Genomic DNA, 21,776 nt, shown 5'->3' with positions numbered 1-21,776 from the left:
CACCTCCTTATGCAGCATCAGAAGAACGGTCACCAGTCCCATACACAACTCGCTTTTTACTGACACGTTGACCATAATCACGACCTTTTTCCTCAAAGTAGTCCTCTACCAGGCAGAACACATAAGAAAAGGTTGAGGAAAGATCATGCACAACATCAGGATCATCACCTACCGGACGCCACGCCTCTATTGTTTCCATACATCCCCCAATTTGTGCTGCCATCTGACGTGTATTGACCTGGTGCTTGCGCTCACGAATGTACGGCTTGAGTGTGAAGGACTCAGGCACCACAGGACGCGCAGCCGAGATAATACGACGACCAGGCCGACGCCCTTTTTTCTTGTCAGTGGAGAAAGGCCGAGCCGCCAGTTCCTCATCCACCAGTTGAAGCAGCTCTTCCCGTTCCCGTTCCTCACGTTGATAGTCCGTCTCCTCCAACTCCTCCCGTTCCTGAAATGCGCCCTGGATGACCTGCCAATCAGGATGCACCGGCCAGCGCGAACGGTTTGTATCGTCAGTTGGGATGATATAGCGCAGCCAGCCATCAGGAAGGCCGTCTTCACCACCAGCAGGACAACCAACGGCATACCTCCACAGGCCCGCCAGGTGATCCTCCAAGTCAAAAGCATCATCTATGCCGTGGAAGTCTTCACCCTTCATTTCATTGAGTGCAGGCCGCTTAAAGCGTATTTCTATGCGCCACACCTCCTCTTCACCATCCCACAATGGCTCACCTGTTTCCGCATCTCGTGCGACGCGCCACAGGTCGTAGAACCATTCCTTTTCCTTGGACTTGTATTGAATCTCGTGTTTCTTGTTGTAGAGCAAGGCCGATACCCGCCCATTGCGAGCGCCAAACGGCAAGCCAGTAAGACGCCCCCAGCGCTGCTTGATACCGTCAGGGCCGTCAACCATACCATCCTCAGAAAGTGGCCGCTCTTCTGTCAGTTGCGCACGCGAGACAAAATGCCGCTTTACGTCCGAGAGTGTTCCCAAGTGCAGACCCACAACATCAACCGCCAGGTCACAGGCCGAGACTTGCAACTTGAGCCGGTTGCCAAAGATGCTCACCAGGAAACCGAAGACCTCATGTACCACCTTGCCCAGGTCCCGCACACTCCACAGGTATTCAGATGAGCACCGCACTTGCGCGACCAAGCGCATCTTAGCCCCCTTATTGACCGCCAGCGTCAGCAGCTTATTCTTGAGAATCCACTGAAAGCCTTCACCCCCTTTGGCCGTCATGAGTAAAGGCGTACCACCAAAGGCAAAGCGCGAGGGAACCGGCTCCTCATCATTCTGTGCCTGTTCTTTCAAGAGCGTCAGCTCATCAACCAGGTCACTCTCCAGACGGCCCTTGATAACCTCAAAATCAGCACGTGTCTGGTAGACATTGAGCACCAGTGTATCGACAAAGGCCCCAAGCACGCGCACCATGCTTTCTATCTTCTCCGCAGCCAGGAGCGCATCAGGCTCAGAGGCATCACCAGGCAACTCGACCACTGGCACCTCTTGCGCAGGAGGAGGTGCCGAGCGAGCACCAGCAAGCACCGACCATCCACGCACATACTGTTCCTGTCGCCTCAACTCAGCCTTAGAGAGGCCAGCGCGGGACATCTCCCCAGTTTGCGCATCTCGGTACGTGACTATCCATGTTTTCGCGTCCAGCTCCTCAACATGCACCGGACGAAGACGAGACACCGGCCAGGCCGCAGCCAACCTATTCAGCAAGCGTTGCGTATACTTCTCATGCATAAACCCACCTCCTAAGCCAAAAGAACACAAAGAGAAACATCCCCGTATTTTGCGCGGTACGGTTTACTTACGGTACCGCGCCCGCCGCATGTCATCATGCTTCACCCTCTTCCTCATTCCGATCCAACAATATCCAGGGCCGAGCACAGCGATAGAATATCGAGAAATCCAGGGTATGCGCAGCCGCACGCGCCACCGACGACAGGCGATAGTAGCGCATCATGTTTTCAATAGCATTGAAAGCCGAGGTCCCAAGAATATAACCATGATGTTCCGCCAGCAGATCAGGCCACCGAGTCCACAATGCCACCGAGAACCACTGCATCCCTGGCAGCGCCTCAGGCAGAATCACAGGCGGCACCTCATCCCCTCGATAGCGAGCTAAGAGGCCAGGGTAATGATCTTCCCTCTCAAGGAGAGCCACCTGCACCAATTTGGCAATCAAACTCCGATGACAGGTGCGAGCATCCCGACAGGCACAGAGCAAGACCACCGGGCGACCTTCACGCAACCAGGACGCCACCTCACGCACCGCATCCTCATGACCTGGCGCGAGCTGGATGCCCTGTTCCTTGTGCGCATAGTTGACATTGCCAAGCCGCCGATCCCACACATAGCGCGAACCATACGCCGAGCACAGCGCCCCCTTATTCCAGGCCGAGGCCCACTTTGAATAGGGAGACAGACGAATATCGACCAGCAGCGCCCGCTCATCACGCATCACCTGATGCACCTGGCGCTCTGTCTCAGGATGTGCATACCCGAGCGTATAGAGCGTTCCCTGCTCGCTCATAGTTGTCCTCCTTTCTGTATGCGTTGCCACAATTCACGCGCCTCTAGGCCGTAGTACAGGCGCAGAAAATCAAACACCGAGCCGCCCTGTTTCCAGGTGTGGCAATACCAGCAGGCACCACCCAACCTACTTGGCTCATGCACCCACAGCGACGGATGTGTGTCCTTCCCGTCCGAGTGATGCCAGCCAAACGGGCAACATCCCAACCCGCTCCGATCCAGGGCCACATAGCGCCCAATCACGCCTACCGCATCCTGTTGGGCGCACCACTCTTGAATCGTCATGCGTTCCGTGGGACGGGTCAGGGCCGCAACGTTTTTTTGAAGAGTATTTTTCTTGGTCGCTTCTTGAGCGTGTTCGCGTTCAGGCGAGGATACCGCCGCGAGCGGCGTTACCCGTTGGACAGTGGAGAGCCAGGCCAGAGAGGCCCCAACCTCAGAGGCCACTGGCACCAGGCGACGGAACCACTCCGAGCGATCCAGATGGACAAAGGGGTAACGCTCACTCGTCAGCCGATGTACACCCAGAGGCACCCGCACCAGAGAGCCAGGCCCGGCCAGTGTACTATCTTGTTTGGGGAAGAACTCCATCCCTTCAGGACAGTACGGCAAGAGCCAGCGCCGGAGTTGGGCAGGAGAGAGCAGCGAGGCCAGGAACACCCACAGGTGACCACCACGCCGGGAGGCCTCCAGGTAAGAGACAATGCCATCAGCCGCGAGCCGTTCTTGCACATCAACCAGGTCAACCAGGCCGCCCCGTTTATCGCAGTCGAAGACCGCAAACCGGCAGCCCCCTTGCTCATCAATGACATAGGTCCCGAGGGTCACCTGCCCGGCTAGATGTGCCTGCACCAGGTCATAGGTCAACACACGACCCGCCCGCAGATACCCGCCGTCATCCCGCTGGACAGCATAGTCATTGCGCCGCCCGATGCAGGTATTGACCAGAACGCCCAGTTCTTCACGCGAGAATGACACCGGTTCACCTCCTTTCTCAGGCAGAACTAACTATAAGCAAAAGTAATAGGTTATAGGTGAGAAAATAGGTAAAAATGCCTTAGAACACCCTTTTTGAGCTCCAAATATGCCCTTTAATCGCGCTGAGACGTTCATACGGACGCCCGGCCATTCAGACGTAAAATCACCTTGCTCATTTTGTTTACAAACTCTCTTGCCCGTCTCAGAGACACGTGTTCCCACCGCACCACAAGCCACGTTATTTGCTATAAACCATTGAGAGAGGAGCATCAGTAATAACCTTTTCGTTATGTATTAAAAGCTCTACCATAAGGCGCTCTAGAAGGGAGATGAGCGCCGCCCACCAAGCAAAGCGCGTGGCGCGTGGCGCTCAAAGAGAAGACCGTTACTTGTCTATGCGGCGAATCCGCACCCGTTCCTGTTCAGGCGCTTGCCCTTCGGCGTTCAACGTCTGAAACTCACCAGTGATCGGCAGATCGGCGCTGGGCGATGGGAGAGAGCCACCAGGCGCACCGGTCGGCATCTGTAACAGGCGCGTGAACGTCTGTTCCTTGAGTCGGGCGAGGAACTCAGCGTCAGCCTGTTCTTGCTCCACTTTGATCCCCAGGAGCTTGACCTTACTATCCGCCTCAGCCTCCAGTAGCTTGCGCTTGCCCTCTGCCTCAGCCAGTTCCGTGTAAAGCTTGCCCCGCTCATGTTCAGCGCGAGCCATGAGACGCACATCATTGCTATCGACCTGGCCAAGGAAAAAGGCCGTCCCGGCATCACCCAGGATGAAGCCAATCACACGCGAGGCCACGAAGAGGTACATGATGTTCATGTTGGAGTCATGACCAGCCTGCACGATACTCAGGAGGAAAGCTGTTTGACCAATGATGTTAATAGCAGCGAAGACCAACCAGAGGCCAGTCCCGATCCAGACCGCACGTTCTTGCGCCCCATCCACACGGCCATAAATCTCACGCTGTTCGGCCACCTCATGCCGTTTAATGCCCACGCCAAAGGTGGTGAACATCATGGCAAACTCGATGAAGAGCGCGCCCCCCCAAATGATGGTTTGTCCGTTCTTATCGCCAGGTGCAACCAGGTGCGTGAGAATGTAGGCCACCTCCGCAGCCGTCAACAACACAAAGGCAATCGGGCCAACCAGGAGCCAGATTTTGAGGAAGAAGAGCATGACACGCTCATGAAACGGACGCCCCACGCGAGCCTTTTCAACGCGCTCTATCCGCCGCCGTTTCATCATGTCTTCATACGAAAGCTTTTCGCCCTGGAAGGCGTCTGAGTCATCCTCATACGTTTCTGCATTGACGAAGCGAGCAGGGGACCGAGGGGCAGAAGGCCCACGCTGAGCCGGTACACCGGTCATGCCGTCCTCATCATTAGAGCGCCCAAAGCCGAACGCCTTACCAAGCTTGCTCATGAAGCCTTGAGACTGTCGCTGTTCACTCATGTTTGCCCTCCTTGCGAGCATGTTTGATCTTGAACGTTGAGAGTGGCGGGAGCTGGGGAGCCAGGCCCACACATGCGCCGTACTCAGCCAGCACCTTGACGATCCCGCCGTGTTCTTCCTTGACATACAATCCATTACCTACAATTGCCATGTGCATCACCATATGCACCTCAAAACTCGTGTGTTCTGGCATAGCCGCCACCAGGTCCCGCAGATCATCATAGGTACGAGCCTCACCCGCCAGAACCGAGCGCCCACCCTCTTGCACATACACATCAATCCGGCTAATCGGCGTATACGTTCGCGCACCACCTTTCCGTCGAAATTGGCGATCATAGCGACGGTGGCAGCGTTGACAGAGCACCATCGTCTCAGCCTCACGTAACCACGTTTGATACTGCTTCTTGTGCGCAATGGAGAGGTAGACCATGTAGTCCTCACCTGTTCGCGCACTCTTCAGAACCGAGCGATCCAGCACGCCGCATTCTTCACAGCGATACCCGGCAGCCTCAAGCTTCTGACGACGGAGCGCCCGCCATTCAGCAGGGTAGAGCCGAGCATCAAACATGACAACCTCCTTGCTGCATAGGCCAATGAAGAAAGGTGAGCCAGCCGGAGCTAGGCCCACCATCCACGCGCTACTCGTCGTCATCCTCAGGGACACCCAGATCCTTAAGGTTGGTCACCTGCGAGCGAATCTGCATCACGGTACGCCCGTCCTTGAGCTTGCGCTCACCCGCCGTCTGCGCGGCCACAGTCACCTTGACCTTATGCCCAACCAGGTCACCATTAAGCACCTGATCATACTGCGGATCATCCCCGCGCATCTGGCAGGACCAGACATGCCCAAAGCGCATATCGTTGATTTCCATTGAGAGGAAATGCCACTCATCACCCTTGCGAGGGCCACTCTCCGTCACGCCAGAGACGACACGCTTGTTCATGAGAATACCTGTTAAAATCGCAGCCATAGTGTTTACTCCTTTTCGCAACTAACGAAACTGTTTTTGATGACGAGCGCACCAGGTCAACAGCACCCGACCAGCAGGCACACCACCCAGGCACCCAGGACAGACCGCACTACAAGAACATGCACGACACTGAAACCAACCTACAGAGCCGACAACCTTGATCCACTGGTGACGATGGGCACCAGCTCCCACACCTGCACGCTGAGAACGAACCGTCATAGTGTCACCCGCTTTCCGCCAGTCCTGGCATATGCCTTGTGTTCCTGGCAGTAGTGAACCAGAGCACCGCCAGGCGCTTTCCCATCAGAGCGACCAGCACACACCGGACAGGCAGCGCACAGCCGACAGGATGAACACCGGAACCAGCCCCGCATGTAGTTGACCCAGGAATGAATGCATGGTCCCATCGCTACACCTCCAGGTGACCAGACCGCAGCGCGACCACCATCTGTTTGACCGCAGAGACATACGCCGGAACATTGTTCTCCGAGCCAGGAGCATAGACGGGGATAATCGTGTCAACCGTGGTCAGACCACGAGGGATGTACTCCGACTTGAGCAAGCGGAACCAATCCAGGTAGCCCGCCGCCCAAGAGGAGTACGCGCGGAAACGACCGATGCAAGAGGGATAGCCAGACGTGCAGATAATATTTCCAAGGGACTTTGTATCATGAGCAGCCCCATAGAGGCCGAACTTGCTTTCATGCCAGAAGAAGGCCAGAGCGAAGGCCGGGTCAATACCGTACATGCCGCCATCTTCATAGAGCGCCTTACCCGTGCCAGCCGCAGGAGAGCCATAGTGAGCAAGCACCTGATCAATGAAAGCCGCTGAGATGGTAGGAGTACCAAGGATACTAGCAGTATCGGACGACGTACGAACAACGCTATCAGACGAGGCATTCACACTCGCCTTAACGCGCTTGACCAGAGGAGCAGAAGAGTACCAGGCCAGGCCAACAGTAAAAGCGCCAATGATAAGCAACAACCCGAACAGGTTTATGAATCGTGACATACCGCACCTTCCTTGATGCACAAGTTGACAGGCCAGGCCCGATATGTCTAAATGAAATCGAGCCTAGCTTGACCGCAAACGCTCAAACCGTTGGGCTAAGGTGTACCAGACCTTAGCTCAACACCTCACTACCGTACAGAGACATGCCCACGAGAGCAACGATACAGTGTTCGACCTAAAGGCGACTTCCCAACCTCAAGCGCAGTCTGCCCACACTTGCTACAAGTAACCCGCCGGATAAACTGTACGTCCGTGTTCATCTTCTTGCCCATAACACCTCCAGACTAGAAAGGGAGCAGAGGGAGATGAACGCTAAGAGCCACATGAAAGAACCAATGCCCGGCCAGGACCAACGGCCCTTGAAACGCGAGAACCAGGCCCATCAATGCAGCCCCGGCCACCATCAGCAAAACATTCTCCCGATCAAACTTCACTAGATACCTCCTTGTGTCTTGTGACTAGTTTTGTTTTGACAAGTGACAAGTGACAACTGTCAAGGGAATAATACCCTGGAAATCACCGCATTGTCAACCTTTTTTGCCCGTCAATTGTCAATTGACAATTGACATCTTTACTAATATCAAAAATCAAAGTATACTTTTATCAGATTGACAACTTATAAAATGAGAGGAGAGAAATGGAACAAGAATACTACAATGCGAAAGAAGCAATGGAAATCCTAAAGAAGCCTAGCGGCTCGTTTTACCGAGATGTTAGAGAGGGAAAAATACCTTCAGTAGGAAAGCGCCCGAATATGCGTTTCCCCAAAGAGGCAATAGATGCTTTAGCCGAGGTAGAGCTAGAAGATGAGGAGCCAGGCCTAAATTTTTCTGTTTCAACCATTGCAGAATCGTGGGCAAAAAAAGAACTCAACAGACCTTACGAAACAGAAGATACGGTGCCCTTTAAAACGGTTTTAGAGTGGAGGAAGAGGAACAATGATATAACGATGAACGCAAGAAGAGGCAAAAAGGTAATAGGCTGGACTACCTTCTTGCCTCTAGATGAAGAAATAGCCATGGATCTAGTTTATAGCAGAATACGAGAAAAAGATATTCCACCTCAGGCCGTGAAAAGGTGGAGCCAGCCTCAGCTATCAGTTTACATACCAGTTATAGAAGTTGTGCCATCTGGCAACATCAAGCAGGACAAAATAATAGGAGCTTACCTATTAACAAGAACCATCAAATGGGCAATCACGTTAATGATTCAGTACGACATTAAAAATTGGTACGCAGTGGGAACAACACCAGAAGGACAAGCCATACTAGATGCATTAGGTTTTACACTTCTTATCAGCCAGGATGAAGGAAAACGTAAAGGCTACATCTTAGAAAACACTGCGGAACATGTGAAACTAATCACTAGGCTTGTTGAGAAGCAGAAGGCGTTACCAGGAGGGAAGCGCAACGAACAACAACAGTAGTAGATTGACAATTGGCAATTGCCAAGTGACGATTGTCATTGCTTTCTCAAGGAATGCTTGTCATACAAGGAGACCTTGAGAAAGCGCTATTTTCGCCATCCTTTGGCCCGAAAATACCTCATATTGCACCAGCTTAATTATTGAAAACCTCTCAAAAAAACCTGAAAATCAAGCCGCTCTAGGAGCCAAACTAACCAAATGTCCAGGCAAAAAGTCTCAGCAATAATTTATATTTAAGCAAGTGTAATCAAACTTGGGCTATCTGTCTAGGGATTAAAGAAATAGACTGTAAGATGCGTTTCTGTGTCAGGTAACTCGCTGGTCGTGCCTGACTTTAATTTGAGAAGCGTGTAAGTTGCTCCAAACCTTCCTGGATTTCCTCAGGCGAAAAGTTGCCTGCTGCCAGGTCTGGAGCGCTCCTGATGCTGAGACGCTGGTAAAAATCCCGCCCCTGCTGAAGCAGCGCTTTGTCTCCGGGGGTGTCTTCCAGCAATTCAAACAGGGTATCTTCAGCCTGAGCATAGAAGCCCAGGTGTTCCTGGTAGCGAAAGAGTAACTGCCTGGTGGACACGGGTAAGGTATATTCATCCAGGGTGTGGATAAGCATCTGGATGTCTTCGCGTAGAATCTCCACTTCTTCAATAGGCTCATACTGATGAACATAGAGCAGGAGATGTAGAGCCTTGACCGCGCGGTAGTAGCTCTCCGTGGTGTTTCCTATATCCTGGTAAATCTCGCCTTCAGCCTTGAGAAGCACTGCCGCCCAGAGAGCCGCATCAACGTTGGGGCGTCCAAGGGGGGAAAGTACCTGGATCAGGGTCTCCTCGCTGAGCGAGTTGAGAAAGCTAGAGGTAAGACCGGTGGCTCTGAGCAGTTCTTCGTCAACGCGTAGCAATGCCTCTTCCTGCTGGTTGTACTCACGTAAGCGCAGGACAATCGCCAGGGTGCGCCCCAATTTCTCGGCCAACCGCAAGATGTAGTCTCTATTAACCATGTTTCCCTCCAGGCTTCCCCAGGCTTCCTCTATTGGTTTCTGGAAGAGTGTGTAGGGGGAGCTGGCTTCAGCCAGCTCCCCCTACACACTCACCCTCCTCTTCTTCTTATGCCAGTTTCGCGATAGCCTCTTGCAGGCGCTTGAGACTGACTTCGCGACCCAGTACCGCGAGCATATGGAACAGGGGCGGAGTAGCGTTGCTCGCGCTGACCGCGACACGTACCGCGCCAAAGAGCTGCCCCGGCTTGAGTTCAAGCTTCTGCGCTAGCTCACGCATTGGCAGCTCCAGGGTCTCATGATCCCAGTGCTCGATGCTGGCGAGCAGGTCATGGGCGTGCTGGAGAGCATTGCGCGTGCCTGCCGTGTCCATCTTCTTCTGAATCAGCATGTTGGCGTCGTATTCCAGGTCCTTCAGATAGAAGAAGGCTATGGCATGGGCGGCATCACCCAGGGTCTTGAGGCGCTCTTGCTCAAGCTCAAGCACCTGTTTTGTGTAGGCACGGTTCAGGGGACGCTGAATGCTGTCGGGGAGTCCCCCTCTACCTCGGGGCGCTCCATATAGGGTAGCGTGCGTTCCACCAGCTCATCGAGCGAGAGCTTGCGGATATAGAGACCATTCATCCAGAGCATCTTATCCGGGTCATAGATGCCGGAGGAGACGCTGACGCGGTCAAGCGTAAAGGCCTTGATCAGCTCCTCTTTGGTGAAGATCTCCGTCTTATCATCATACGCCCAGCCCAGCAGTGCCATGAAGTTAAAGACGGCCTCGGGTAGGTAGCCATCGCGCTGGTAATCCGACCAGGAGGGCGCGTTACGTCGCTTGCTCAGCTTCTTCTTGTCATTGCCCAGAACGTTGGGCACATGATAGAGCAGGGGCATCTCCCAGCCCAGGACCTTGTAGAGATAGACATGATACGGCGATGTCGAGATCCAGTCTTCACCACGCAAGACATGCGTAATCTCCATCAAGTGGTCGTCGACCAGGTGGGCCAGGTGGTAGGGCGCCAGACCATTGGTTTTGAGAATGATGATATCATCCAGGTCGGCGTTCTTAAAGTTCATGTTCCCGTGCAACTGGTCGGGAACGATTGTCTCGCCCTCCTCAGGCATCGCCAGGCGCACAGTATAGGAGAGACCCGCGGCGTCGTTAGCCGCGCGCTCTTCCGCGCTCAAGTTGCGGCAGTGACGATCATAGCGCGGTGGCAGCTTTTTGGCCGCGCGCTCCTGGCGCACCCGGTCGATGCGTTCGGGTGTGCAGTAACACTTGTAGGCATGCCCTGCCTCGATAAGCTGATTGGCATAGTGCTGGTAGAGAGCCTTGCGCTGTACCTGGAAGTAGGGACCATAGGGGCCACCTACAACCGGACCCTCATCATAATCCATGCCAAACCATTGCAGCCCTTTGATAATATCTTCAACCGAACCCTCCACTGTGCGTGCTTGATCGGTGTCTTCGATACGCAGAATAAACTGCCCGCCGCCGTGGCGCGCGAATAGCCAGCTAAAGAGTGCTGTCCGATAGCCGCCGATGTGCTGAAAGCCAGTGGGACTGGGAGCAAAGCGCAAGCGCGGCGGGCGATTGGCTGGTAGCTTTGCCTGCTCCTGCGTCCGGTTGTCGATTTGTGTCATGGGAAAAAAACTCCTATTCAACTGTCTACTTACCGCGTTATTGTAGCATAGTTAGCCTGTTGCTGTGTAGCATCTGCACATATTTCGTATCGTGCAATTTTTCCGTGCTTGCTTGCCTCATCACACTCCTGCTATAGTACAGTCTAATCACTAAGCATATTTTCTTTGGAGTAGCACTCTGTTCAAATTCGTTTGAAAGGGATCCCTACCGCCGCAGGCGGTAGGGGAAAGGGACGCAGAGGGGCGTCAGCCCCTCTGCACTCCCCACTTTTCCTTTTCAAGAGAGCTTTAACAGAACAGTAGGACGGACGGCTTACTCGGCATGCATTCTTCTTTTGTCAATCGTTATATAGGTATAGTTATCGACAGCTATCATAGAAGAGGGGAATACACACGATGTCCTCATCCCTGGTATCTTTAACGACGTTGCTCCCTGATACCGCGGCGGTCTCGACCGACGATGTTTTGCATATCGCGGGGCACGCGCTGCCCGCGCTGGCTGAGCAATACGGTACACCACTCTATATTTTTGATCGCGCAACGATTGTGCACGCCTGCCAGCGCTACTTTCAAGCCTTTGAGCGCTACTACCGGGCATCTGCTGTGCGCATCCTCTATGCCTCCAAAGCCTATCTCTCACCCCTCGTGGCGCGTATCATTGCCGAGCAGGGTATGGGGCTGGACATCGTCTCAGGTGGTGAATTGACCGTCGCACAACGCGCGGGCTTCCCGATGGAACGTATCTCCTTTCATGGCAATAATAAATCGACCGCAGAACTGAAGTTGGCCCTGCAACTGGGCGTTGGGCGCATTATTCTGGATAACTGGAGTGAATTGGAGCGCCTCACGCACCTGGCGGATGAATTGGGACAGCGCCCGGCGGTTCTGTTGCGCGTTGCTCCTGGTGTGGAGACCGATACCCATCGCTATTTGCAGACGGGCCATGCCGCCTCTAAATTCGGTTTCCCTTTGCAGAATGGTGAGGCGAAAACGGCGATCCTGCGCATCCTTGGTGAGGGTAAGCTTCATCTGGTGGGACTGCACGCGCACTCGGGAACCATGCTGCGCGAAACACGTCCCTATGAAGAGTGCCTCGTGCATTTGCTCTCGCTGGCGAAGGCCATCTATGACGAGACGCAGTGGTGGCCAGAGGAGGTCAGCCCAGGCGGTGGCTGGGGCATTGATACTCCTGATCAACTTGGGACGCCTGGACTTGACCAGCTTGCCCAGGCCTTGCAGCACCAGATGCAAGTCATGTTGGCGAGCATTTCGAATGGCACGCTGCCTGCTCCCACGCTCATTCTGGAGCCTGGGCGCTCAATTGTAGCGCGCGCGGGCGTGGCACTCTATCGCATAGGTGCCCTGAAGGCGACGCCTGCTGGCACGACCTATCTGTTTGTGGATGGTGGTATGGCAGACAATATTCGCCCAGCCCTCTACCATGCACTTTATACCGCTCTCCCCGTTGAACATATCTCCGTACCAGGAAGTGTTGACTATTGCGTCTCGGGACGGTATTGTGAATCAGGCGATATGCTCATTGATAATGTACGTCTGCCTGCTATGCGCGAAGGTGAGCTGCTCCTCTTGCCGCTGGCGGGCGCGTATTGTCTCCCAATGGCAAGTAACTACAACCTGGTGCCACGACCGGGCGTACTTTTAGTAGAGAAAGGACGTGTGCAGGTCATGGAGCGGCGTGAAACATACGACGATATTCTTGTCCGTTATCAGGAGAGCTAGCTAGTTTCGATTATGGATGTTGGTGGTTGGCGGCATCAGGAGTCGCGTAAGAAGAACGCTGGAGGCATTATTATGAACTACTGGCAGAAGTTAACACGGAAGCCCGAACAACAAGTTGATGACCATGATATGCCCACAGAGCCGGTGCCCTACCCTGAAGTTGTGCCTGAGCCAGGCTATTACGGCCAGGGATATCAGGAGCCAGGCGTTGATCCGGATCTCTATGATGATCGCACCATCGCGTCTCCGCCACCACCAGCCAGCCATGCTCCCCATGCTCGTGGGAGACGTCAAATTGTGCCACCGCCCCCGCATATGCAGTGGCAACCACCGACCTACCCAGGCTATGCACCACAGCCCCAGCCTGATCGCTATGCGCACCCGCAGCCAGCATATACTCCGCCTGCAAGAAGAAGGGGACCAGAAGGATGGAGGTTACTGCCCGGATTTCTTGCCATTTTTCTGGTCATAGTACAGCTATCGCTGTTCGCCCGCTTCGTGATGAGGTTTCTCCTGCATATACCTGCTGATCAGTCGTGGGTGGCAGCGCTGTATACGTTTAGCACCGTTTTTCTCGTCCCGGTCCAGTTGCTGGGGGCACAGGTGCATCTCCCATTCACGGTGGATCCTGAGCTATACGCGTTACCCGCCATTATAATCTATGGCGTCCTCTCGCGTATCCTGGTGAAGCTTCTCCGGTTTATTGTGCGTGCGTTTTGAGCTAACGTGAGGGCGACCACCTGGATATGTTCCTCATTGAACGGCTGAAGGTGGTCTTATCAACTTATATCCCGAGAGGCGTTAATCCTTGCCGAACTCGTCTAAGACATCCAGACTATTAATGAAGTCGCGATAGGCATCAAGGTTTTCATCTTCCTTCATATTCTGGACATCGTTCTCTTTTTCAGTGGGGGACTCTTCGCTCGTTTCAAGCGTTACCCCAGCGCGCTCAAGGACGCTCTCATCGATATAAATGGGGGTCTTGGTACGTACAGCCAGGGCGATAGCATCGCTCGGGCGAGAGTCGATCTCAACATGTCTGCCCGCGACATCGAGGACCAGGCGCGCGTAGAAGATCTCATCAACCAGGTCAGAGATCACAATGCTTTCCAGGTGAGCGCCAAGTTCTCCAATGACGTTTTTGAGCAGGTCATGCGTAAGTGGACGCTGGGAGGTGGCTCCTTGAAGTTCGACGGCAATAGCGTATGCTTCGGCATGAGCTATCCAGATGAAGAGATAGCGCTCTTGCTGTGTTGCTTTCAAGATGACCACTCGCTGTTGCGTAGCCAGGTTGATTCGCACGCTCTCAACTGTCATCTCTACCATAGTATTTATGACTCTCTCTTTCGTCGCGAAGTCCGTCGCATACCTTACGCCTCTATTGTACACCTATCCAGATCACTGACGCAAATCAGAACGCAGTCTATTTGTGTCTTTCCTTGCTATCGTGCCTCTTCCCGGCACTCTTGAGAGCAGTATAGCAAACCCGGCATGTACCTCCAAACTCATCTTTATAAGGGCAGGATTCTTCATTCACTTTGGCTTCCAGCCTTGCCTCACGCCAAAAGCTTTTAGAGTAAAGAGTGTGTGGATGGCAGATGGGCCGTAGGCCCATCTGCCATCCACACACTCCCCCTAAGCATACAGCTGAGTACGAAAAAATATTCGAAAATTTCGTTCAAAAAGTCTTGTTTTGCCTATAAGGTTATGGTATCATGGTTTTGAATGGCCGTTCTAGTATCAGGGGGCGGATGAGATCGTAGACAATCGTCTTTTCAGAAAGGCAGGAGATCGTTCTATGTCGATAGAACAAACCAGCGAGATACAGCGGAAAATGTACGAGTTTATCGTCAATTATATGAAGCGTGAAGGGATGCCACCGACCAACCGCGAGATCGGGCGGGAGCTGGGCATAGCCAGCACCGGGCATGTAGACTACCATCTGACCATGTTGGAGAAGAAGAGCCTGATTATCCGCCAGCCCAAGAAGAGTCGCGGTATCAAGCTGGTCAAGCAAGATGAGTCGGTCCCAGCTGGCATTCCGCTCGTAGGTACGATTGCCGCTGGCGAGCCTCTAGACATCTATGCTGATGGTTCGCAGCGCATCGATATGGGGCGCGACTTTATCGATAGCGAGAACTGCTATGCACTCATCGTCAAAGGGCGCTCAATGATCGAAGATCATATTTGTGATGGCGATTATGTGGTGATTCAACCGCAGCATATCTGCCAGAATGGCGATATTGTGGTTGCCGTACACAAATTTGAAGGCGAGAGCGGTAGCGCGACCCTCAAACGCTTCTTCCAGGAAAAGGATCATGACCGAGTTCGTTTGCAACCTGCCAACTCAGAACTCGATCCCATCCTCATTCCTAAGAGTATCTGGGATCGCGAGTGGGAGATTCAAGGCAAGGTTGTCGCCATCTTCCGCCAGTGCAAACCCGCTGCTTAGATCTCTTTTGATCTCTTGCCCCTGACCCTGTGGCAGGCGCGTCGCAATAGGTACTGAAGCCAGAATGTGTATCTTCAGTGCATCGATTGCGGCGCTTTTTTTGTGATGTATGCAAAATAACCTGTCTCTTTACGGAACATTCAAGCCCGTGTTCAGTGTGACTGGGACGCTTGCCTGGCCCTGACACGACTTGCGTCTATTCCCTGTTCGCTTTGTCTATGCTTGGATTTCCCCTTGTTCTCTGCTCATAAATTTGCTATACTGGTCTATGTACTTCCCTGGAGTGTCGCTGTTCTCAGATATTCTGGAGCCGACACCACTAGCGACGGCTCGGAAAGGACTCGCTAATTTATGAAGGCGGTTGCCGCAGCGTTGGTACTAATCGCAGGTGCCGCGGTTATTCTCTGGTTTGGTAATACGCTCAATTCCTGGGTGCTAGGTGGGCTGATTGGCGGATTAGCCGCGCTCCTGTTAAGTATTCCCATCTCCCTCATCATATTCTCGTACCTCTCGCGTCGTCATGAAGAGCAAGAACATCTGCATGCCGAAGTCTATGAAGAAGATACATTCTTTGAGGATGATGGTTATGCGCGTCCGCGTCTTGCCTCTCGCCAGATGAAGAGGGTATACGAGGTTGAGAGCTATACGCTTCCGGCGCCTTCCGCCATGAATGAGGCTGAGGTGATGCGGCGTCAGCGTTCCACGCGCCAGCTTCCAGCCCCTACTTCGCAGCGTCTACCCGTAGCAAAAAATACGCGTGCTACTTCGACCTCCTTACAGCGCGTTCCACCTCAGGAGGCGACGCGCAATGTACCTTCCAACCCACCAGCCGAAGGGCGAGCCACTTCCATGCGGCGCCCCTCTACCCTGGTTTTCCTGGCTATGAGCCAGGCTCTCCACAGAGTCGTCATCGTTCGCAAGCTCTGCGAGCAGCCCGCATAGAGGCATTTCAGCAGGTAGATGAGGATGAAGAGGATGATGAGTTGGATTTCTCGCCTACACAGTCGCCGCGCCGCTCTACCACATCCTCGCTGCGCGCAAGTCAGGCTCTCTCATCTCAGCAAGAGCGTAACGTTGAACCGATGCGTCGTAGCTCGCAACAACTAACCAACCAACGGCAGACGCGGAACAATCACCAGGTCGGTGACCCCTATCCCTCACGCGGCACAAACCAGAGGGCACTCCCTGCGGCTGGGGAGTCCTCGGCCTCAACGCGTCGCACCTCTGCCCAGTTACGTCGTCGCCGGACCGATTTTCTTGAGCAGGGAGAGGAGATGGAAACGACAAACGAGCGACAGACGCGTCAGATACGCCTGGAGGGCGGCAAACCCGCAGGCAAACCCACACGCGAACTTCCCCGTAGCGAAAACTTTAACCGTCCCCTGGTACGGCGCGCACCCTATATGTATGAGGACGATCCCTTACGCGAGGAGCTGACGCGTCAGCTTGAGCAGCCCACCAAACGGCGCTCCTCACTCTATGAGCCAGAGGATATCGACGACGAAGAGGATGAGTTCTAGTCCTTTTGGTGGTGGCAGAACACGCTATAAGTCCCACATATCCTGGCCTCTTTTTACAAAATATGCTAGTATTGGTCGAAAATGTACCTAGCTATGCGAAGGAGGCCTTTCTCTTGTTAGGCAATATTACCGACTTATTACTGACGTTAATTACTAACCTCTATGTGTCAACGGGCGTACTGGGCATTGTCCTAGCCATGGCCATCGAGAGTTGCTGTATCCCTCTCCCCAGCGAAATCGTCATGCCCGTAGCCGGTATTTTGATTTCTCGTGGCGTACTGCTTGGTGGAGTAAATACTCCCCTGGCAATTGTGCTGGTCGCGTTATCCGGAGCCATTGGCTGCTTACTTGGTTCTATGGTGGCCTATTATATCGGCTATAAAGGCGGTCGCCCCCTCATGCTCAAGTATGGCCGCTATGTCCTGATCTCGCAGCATGATGCGGACAAGGCCGATGCCTTCTTCCAGCGTTGGGGTAGCGCCACGGCGTTCTTCTCACGCCTCCTTCCCGTCGTGCGCACCTACATCTCGCTACCCGCTGGTATCGCGAAGATGCCTTTCGCCCGCTTCTGCATCTACTCCTTTCTAGGTTCTTTCCCCTGGTGTATCCTGTTGGCGTACCTGGGCCTGGTCCTTGGCGCCCATATCGACCAATTGAGCCCACTCTTCCATGCCTTTGACGTGGTCATCCTGGTGCTACTCGTGGCCCTGGTTGCCCTGTATGTCTGGCGCCATGTGAAGAATGATCGCAAGGCCCGCGCCGAACACGCCGCCGAGGCAATGGCAGCACAGCAGCCCGCTCAGCCCGTGGCCCCTTCCGCTGGCCCCTGGAACCAGGCTCAGCAGCCACAGCAGTTCCAGCGCCCTCAGCAGCCTCCTCAAAGCTGGTAATAAATATTCTGATAGGTAATGTGAGAAGTCCCTGGCAACCGCAGGCTGCCAGGGACTTCTCACATTACCTATCAGGCGCGAGCAGTCAAGCTAAAACTTGCACATGAAGCTGACTAACGGCGTGTGCGTAGCGCCTGGGTGAGCGATAAACCAAGCTGGCTGAGGCTCAACAGGCCAAGGAGAAGCATAATGAGAGCCGCCAGGGGATGTGAGAAGACAAACATCGCCAGGACATGTGTCTGATTATAGTGAAGCAAGCCCGAGAAGACCAGCACACCAATCACCTCATTGCTGCCCAGCTGTCCCGGTGGCGTAGGCAGAATGCAGAACATGTTATAGATGGTATATCCGAATAACGCTATGCCCAGGGGGATAGGTATGCCAATCGTCCAGAAGGCCAGCATCGCGAAGATGCCATCGCAGGTCAGCGCGATGCCAGTCAGTAGAAGCGCCCGCAGAAAGTCTCCTGGATAGCGCATACACTCCAACCCTGTATCCATGCACCCCAGCGTGAATCCCTCTAGTTTCGAGCGCAAAGGGCCTGGAAATATACCGCAGACCTTTTGCAGGGTAGCCCGCGCAAGCTGGCGCTTCCAGGCAGTGAAGAGCACCAGGCCAATCAGTCCTAGCAGAAGCCCACTTACCAGCCCCAGGATGCCCCATAACGGCATGCTCATATGCAAACCTGGTAGAAAAGGTGTCATGACAATGATGACCAGGGCGGGCAGCAGGTCGCACGCCTTATCCATCCCCACCGTCGGCAAAGACCTGCTTACCGGCATGCTGGTCACCCGCTTCAGTAACAGACTCTTGCTTATCTCGCCGCCCTGGATGGGAAGCAGAAAATTGAGCATCACGCCAATCCAGTAAATCCGCAATATGGTTAGATAGGGAATATTCTCACTATGACGCAAGAAGAGTCGCCAGCGTAAGCTCCGCACGCTAAAGGCTACGATAAAGGCCAGCGCTGCCCCTGACGCGCAGAGCAACCCCTGCCAGGTCTCCAGGTTCTCTCGCAGGACCGCCAGCGTCATCGGGAGATCAACGACACGAGTAATAAGCACCAGCAGCATCGCCCCAGCGCAAAGGCCCAGTCCTACCTGAAGCAGAAACGTCCTCCTTGAGGAAACACGTTCTGGCGTGATTTGTTCTTTGGCTTCATTCTGCGAGCCTGCCAGTGCAGAAAGCGCCTGCTCAACCTCAGGCAACTGGGGCAGACAATCCTCCGTGCGCGGAATCGCTGCGGGATACAAGGGGGAGATATTACTGGTAAAGGGAGACGTAGATTTTACCTCTGTCATAGACCACCTCAAAAACAACACTTCCACATATATCAGTTTAATTACTGCAAACGTAACACGTTCTTGAGACACAGGTCAAACGTATAGGGCAAAAGGATAGTCTAGTAATCCTCACATGCACGTCATTTGGGTTAGTGGTGTGGTGCCCGCTGAATCTAAGGGCTTATATTGAAGACTAGGACTATAGGTACCCAGCGTGGCCAAGCTGATTGCCAATCGTTAGAATAAGTACTCAGAGAAAACAGCTAAGGAAGGGTTATAAAAATCTTGACGCTCATCAAAAAAATCTGGGAAAAGCGCGTTGTAAAGTTCGCTCTGATCGGCTTTATTGGTATTCCTATCAACCTGATAGCGCTGAAATTCTTTTTCACGGTCTTTGCCCTGACCGGCTTGCGTGGCAGCTGGCTCACTATAGCTGCCCAGGTATGTTCTTTCGAAGTAGGCACCATTATCAATTTTGTGCTCAATCAATTTATTACCTACCGCGACCAGATGCCTACAACGTTTAATGCCTGGATTGTGAAGAGCATCAAAGCCCAGGCTGCCAACATGTCTGCCTTCCTGGTGGCGAACCTGATCAGCCTTTTCTTCTCTATCGTCGTCCATATCGATCCTTATGTGGCCAACACCCTGGGCATCATCATCAACTTTGTCTACAAGTTCCTGGTCTCTGATCGCTTCGTTTTCCGCGTCAAGCCCGTCGAAGCCATCGAGGACGCCACCGCCGTGGTTCCCAGCGAGGAGATACCCTCCCATTGCCAGGCAACCCCCACCAATAGCTAAACATATTGCTTCATAGATAGCCAAAACGACGCAAAAGCGAGGGGAGCCGCATATCATATAATACTGCGGCTCCCCTCGCTTTTATTTGGTGTATAATTCATATATGCTAAATAAGCATATATTATCCTAAGACCTGGTTCAAATCAATGTGGCAATCTCGAATGATTGGGACTTCCTCAAATAAATTCTCAAGCCGAGATAGCTTGCTATCTCGGCTTTAAATTTCGTTGTTGGAATCGTTCAAAGTGCCACATTAAATTAAGCTTGCTCTGAACCATGACTAATTTTATGAGGAGATTTAACCAAATGCATGGCACGCCACCTCAGCCGGAGTATAGGCCGCAAGCATATTCTCCATCCTCTCCCGGTTCCCAGTATCCGCCTCAGCAAATATCACACTCAAGGGGCAGCGTTGCGCCCAGGTATGGGCTTATTGCAGGTGCTATTCTCTGTGCCATCACTATTGTGGTGTTCATCATTTTTCTCATCCCAGCCAATACAATGATGCCCTATTATATGTATCCTCTGATTTTCCCAGGCCTCGGTCTATTCCCCATTATCATAAACCTGTTAGTAGCTCTCCTCAATATGGTTGTCTACTTTTGCACTGGCCTATTTGCCACTAGAAATACAGGCAAAATGGGAACTGCTATGTTTGCTTGCCTGTGGGCACTTCTCTGTTTTCTTTTCATTGACATCTGTGTATCCGTTGTCAGCGCATTCACCAAATTTCCTCCCATACGAGGAACAGATACTATAATCCCTTCGATATTGTACTATGGCTTCTCCTTGATGATTGACCTGATTCTGGCCCTCGTCCTGGGTTTCGGGGCAGGATGGCAGGGAGCGTTGATCGGGAGATCAAAAACAGAGAGGAGGCTTCTTAGCTAAGACCTCTCCATTGATGCTGTTCTAAGGATTTTGCTCTCACTTGCTACACTGACTGTTTATATAGCAAAAGAAAGCCGCCTGTGAAGAGACTTCACAAGCGGCTTTGTCGGTTTTCTCGTTCAAGCCTATTTGCCTTGTCCCCGTGGTTTTACAAGAATAGTTTTGCCATTGATGCTGATGGAGAGATTCTAGCAGATTTTACAATTTGTTTGGCTCAATAACTATGGTACACGGCTCCGTGTCCCCAAACACGACGTTTCCGTTCCACACCCCATGAAAGGAATGAGTTGCGCTTCCAATCTCATACATTTGGAAATCACCTGTTGTCGTACGATTAGTATTTTGCGCGTCTTGGTCTGTGGCAAAGACCTCTATAGTCACCCGATCATCCTTGTCCTCAGCCACTACGGCAGCAGCATGATAGGGATATTCGCTCTTCATATCCATCGAGACGATAACAAAGGCCTGACCTCGATTCGGAGCTGCATTTACCCCTTTGCGGTTGGGCTTCGCTACTTGCTGGTTATTCGTCCTGCTCCTGCCGAAATTCGTTGGTTTGCCTGCTATCTTGCTACTTACATCCTCCCCAAATGGCAGTATTTTCTGATACATGATCTCCTCGGCAGTGTGCAAACAGTCATGCAGAAATAACTGCTTCGGCTCAAAGGCCTCGTAGGTAGTTCCCTGAAAGGAAATGGTCCCGTTCGTTTGCGCACAGAAGAATGGCGCGTCAGCGTTTTGAGCTACATAGAGTCGTTTGTGATTGTTTTCCTGAATCAGATACAGCCCATTAGTGGAAAGCTTCACTTGTCCAAGTGTACCGCCGTTGAAAATTTGCATGGAAAGCTCCTTTGAAGTGGACGAAGATTTTGAAAGCCATCTGCTGATCAATGGTTATTGAACATGGTCAAGTGGGTTAGAACAAGAATAAAGAGATCGAGAACCTCCTCTCTCTTCTCTGATAGTTTAAACGCAGATGGGAATTTTTTTGGTAGATGGGCTTTTAAGTGCTCGTGCTCCATCGGAACAGACCTTCTTTGAGTGGAAAGCCTTGAGAACAGACAAACTCAGGCAGAAGGATGTCAATTTAAGAGGGGGAGAAGGAGCGCAACGGTAATCTCCTCTTCCACTCATTCATGCCTCTTATCTGATAATTGCTGGTTATCCTGCTTATTCATGTATTAAGTG

23 protein-coding genes are annotated in these 21,776 nt (G+C 52.9%); 8 read left to right on the top strand and 15 right to left on the bottom strand.

The genetic code is table 11. The features are described 5' to 3' along the window. Nucleotides 1-7: 7 nt before the first annotated feature. The 9 genes from JMJ04_RS03230 to JMJ04_RS03190 all read right to left on the bottom strand — a co-directional run bounded on the left by JMJ04_RS03230 (nt 8) and on the right by JMJ04_RS03190 (nt 7,396). Nucleotides 8-1,756, bottom strand: a complete 1,749-nt coding sequence (locus JMJ04_RS03230) for a hypothetical protein (RefSeq protein WP_201369121.1) — start codon at nt 1,754-1,756, stop codon at nt 8-10. Nucleotides 1,757-1,850: 94 nt separating this feature from the next. Next, nucleotides 1,851-2,549 (bottom strand): DUF488 domain-containing protein, encoded by a 699-nt coding sequence (locus JMJ04_RS03225; RefSeq protein ID WP_201369120.1) that lies wholly within the window; start codon nt 2,547-2,549, stop codon nt 1,851-1,853. Next, the gene (locus JMJ04_RS03220; protein WP_236037899.1) at nt 2,546-3,526 is read right to left on the bottom strand and encodes a TOTE conflict system archaeo-eukaryotic primase domain-containing protein; all 981 of its coding nucleotides are present in this window, start codon (nt 3,524-3,526) and stop codon (nt 2,546-2,548) included. Before JMJ04_RS03220 ends, JMJ04_RS03225 begins: the two co-directional genes overlap by 4 nt. A gap of 385 nt (nt 3,527-3,911) precedes the next feature. Then, nucleotides 3,912-4,979: a hypothetical protein gene (locus JMJ04_RS03215; RefSeq protein WP_201369119.1), complete on the bottom strand. Its 1,068-nt coding sequence runs from the start codon at nt 4,977-4,979 to the stop codon at nt 3,912-3,914. Beyond that, nucleotides 4,972-5,547 carry a hypothetical protein gene (locus tag JMJ04_RS03210; RefSeq protein WP_201369118.1) on the bottom strand — a complete coding sequence of 192 codons (576 nt, stop codon included), beginning with the start codon at nt 5,545-5,547 and terminating at the stop codon, nt 4,972-4,974. Before JMJ04_RS03210 ends, JMJ04_RS03215 begins: the two co-directional genes overlap by 8 nt. 70 nt (nt 5,548-5,617) lie before the next feature. Then, nucleotides 5,618-5,950 carry a hypothetical protein gene (locus JMJ04_RS03205; protein ID WP_201369117.1) on the bottom strand — a complete coding sequence of 111 codons (333 nt, stop codon included), beginning with the start codon at nt 5,948-5,950 and terminating at the stop codon, nt 5,618-5,620. 21 nt (nt 5,951-5,971) lie between these two features. Then, complete coding sequence (locus JMJ04_RS03200; RefSeq protein WP_201369116.1) at nt 5,972-6,169, bottom strand: hypothetical protein; 198 nt, start codon at nt 6,167-6,169, stop codon at nt 5,972-5,974. Nucleotides 6,170-6,359: 190 nt separating this feature from the next. Then, entirely contained in the window at nt 6,360-6,962 is a 603-nt protein-coding gene (locus JMJ04_RS03195) for a glucosaminidase domain-containing protein (protein WP_201369115.1), read from the bottom strand. A gap of 284 nt (nt 6,963-7,246) precedes the next feature. Continuing rightward, entirely contained in the window at nt 7,247-7,396 is a 150-nt protein-coding gene (locus tag JMJ04_RS03190) for a hypothetical protein (protein WP_201369114.1), read from the bottom strand. Nucleotides 7,397-7,599: 203 nt separating this feature from the next. Between JMJ04_RS03190 and JMJ04_RS03185 the strand changes: the two genes are divergently transcribed. Then, nucleotides 7,600-8,388: a helix-turn-helix domain-containing protein gene (locus JMJ04_RS03185; RefSeq protein ID WP_201369113.1), complete on the top strand. Its 789-nt coding sequence runs from the start codon at nt 7,600-7,602 to the stop codon at nt 8,386-8,388. A gap of 334 nt (nt 8,389-8,722) precedes the next feature. On the opposite strand, the gene JMJ04_RS03180 is transcribed toward JMJ04_RS03185, so the two are convergent. From JMJ04_RS03180 to gltX, 3 genes are all read right to left on the bottom strand, one after another. Beyond that, nucleotides 8,723-9,382, bottom strand: a complete 660-nt coding sequence (locus JMJ04_RS03180; protein ID WP_201369112.1) for a DUF6483 family protein — start codon at nt 9,380-9,382, stop codon at nt 8,723-8,725. Nucleotides 9,383-9,488: 106 nt separating this feature from the next. Beyond that, a complete protein-coding gene (locus tag JMJ04_RS03175; protein WP_201369111.1) occupies nt 9,489-9,866 on the bottom strand; it encodes a hypothetical protein in 378 nt (125 codons plus the stop codon). A 20-nt stretch (nt 9,867-9,886) separates the two neighbouring features. After that, nucleotides 9,887-11,011, bottom strand: coding sequence for a glutamate--tRNA ligase (gene gltX, locus JMJ04_RS03170; protein WP_201369110.1), 1,125 nt, complete (start codon nt 11,009-11,011; stop codon nt 9,887-9,889). 396 nt (nt 11,012-11,407) lie between these two features. Between gltX and lysA the strand changes: the two genes are divergently transcribed. Both lysA and JMJ04_RS03160 read left to right on the top strand, forming a co-directional pair. Then, on the top strand, nt 11,408-12,751 hold the full coding sequence (gene lysA, locus JMJ04_RS03165; protein WP_201369109.1) for a diaminopimelate decarboxylase: 1,344 nt from the start codon (nt 11,408-11,410) through the stop codon (nt 12,749-12,751). A gap of 72 nt (nt 12,752-12,823) precedes the next feature. Beyond that, on the top strand, nt 12,824-13,471 hold the full coding sequence (locus JMJ04_RS03160; protein ID WP_201369108.1) for a hypothetical protein: 648 nt from the start codon (nt 12,824-12,826) through the stop codon (nt 13,469-13,471). A gap of 81 nt (nt 13,472-13,552) precedes the next feature. On the opposite strand, the gene JMJ04_RS03155 is transcribed toward JMJ04_RS03160, so the two are convergent. Further along, nucleotides 13,553-14,077, bottom strand: coding sequence for a bifunctional nuclease family protein (locus JMJ04_RS03155; RefSeq protein ID WP_201369107.1), 525 nt, complete (start codon nt 14,075-14,077; stop codon nt 13,553-13,555). Between the two features lie 472 nt (nt 14,078-14,549). On the opposite strand from JMJ04_RS03155, the gene lexA reads away from it, so the two are divergent. The 4 genes from lexA (at nt 14,550) to JMJ04_RS03135 (ending at nt 17,613) form a co-directional block, all read left to right on the top strand. Further along, the gene (lexA, locus tag JMJ04_RS03150; RefSeq protein WP_007910586.1) at nt 14,550-15,203 is read left to right on the top strand and encodes a transcriptional repressor LexA; all 654 of its coding nucleotides are present in this window, start codon (nt 14,550-14,552) and stop codon (nt 15,201-15,203) included. Nucleotides 15,204-15,554: 351 nt separating this feature from the next. After that, a complete protein-coding gene (locus JMJ04_RS03145) occupies nt 15,555-16,145 on the top strand; it encodes a hypothetical protein (RefSeq protein WP_201369106.1) in 591 nt (196 codons plus the stop codon). Nucleotides 16,146-16,186: 41 nt separating this feature from the next. Beyond that, nucleotides 16,187-16,723 carry a hypothetical protein gene (locus JMJ04_RS03140; RefSeq protein ID WP_201369105.1) on the top strand — a complete coding sequence of 179 codons (537 nt, stop codon included), beginning with the start codon at nt 16,187-16,189 and terminating at the stop codon, nt 16,721-16,723. 113 nt (nt 16,724-16,836) lie between these two features. Continuing rightward, a complete protein-coding gene (locus tag JMJ04_RS03135; protein WP_236037898.1) occupies nt 16,837-17,613 on the top strand; it encodes a DedA family protein in 777 nt (258 codons plus the stop codon). 113 nt (nt 17,614-17,726) lie between these two features. Here the strand turns inward: JMJ04_RS03135 and JMJ04_RS03130 are convergent, their stop codons facing one another. Continuing rightward, entirely contained in the window at nt 17,727-18,914 is a 1,188-nt protein-coding gene (locus JMJ04_RS03130; RefSeq protein ID WP_201369104.1) for a lysylphosphatidylglycerol synthase transmembrane domain-containing protein, read from the bottom strand. Between the two features lie 267 nt (nt 18,915-19,181). Between JMJ04_RS03130 and JMJ04_RS03125 the strand changes: the two genes are divergently transcribed. Next, complete coding sequence (locus JMJ04_RS03125) at nt 19,182-19,697, top strand: GtrA family protein (protein WP_201369103.1); 516 nt, start codon at nt 19,182-19,184, stop codon at nt 19,695-19,697. Nucleotides 19,698-20,786: 1,089 nt separating this feature from the next. Here JMJ04_RS03125 and JMJ04_RS03120 read toward each other — a convergent pair. After that, nucleotides 20,787-21,428 (bottom strand): hypothetical protein, encoded by a 642-nt coding sequence (locus JMJ04_RS03120; protein ID WP_201369102.1) that lies wholly within the window; start codon nt 21,426-21,428, stop codon nt 20,787-20,789. Nucleotides 21,429-21,776 lie beyond the last annotated feature (348 nt).

The sequence above is a fragment of the Ktedonobacter robiniae genome, from assembly GCF_016587375.1.
GTDB lineage: Bacteria > Chloroflexota > Ktedonobacteria > Ktedonobacterales > Ktedonobacteraceae > Ktedonobacter > Ktedonobacter robiniae.
This window is presented reverse-complemented; position numbering and strand designations above follow the sequence as displayed.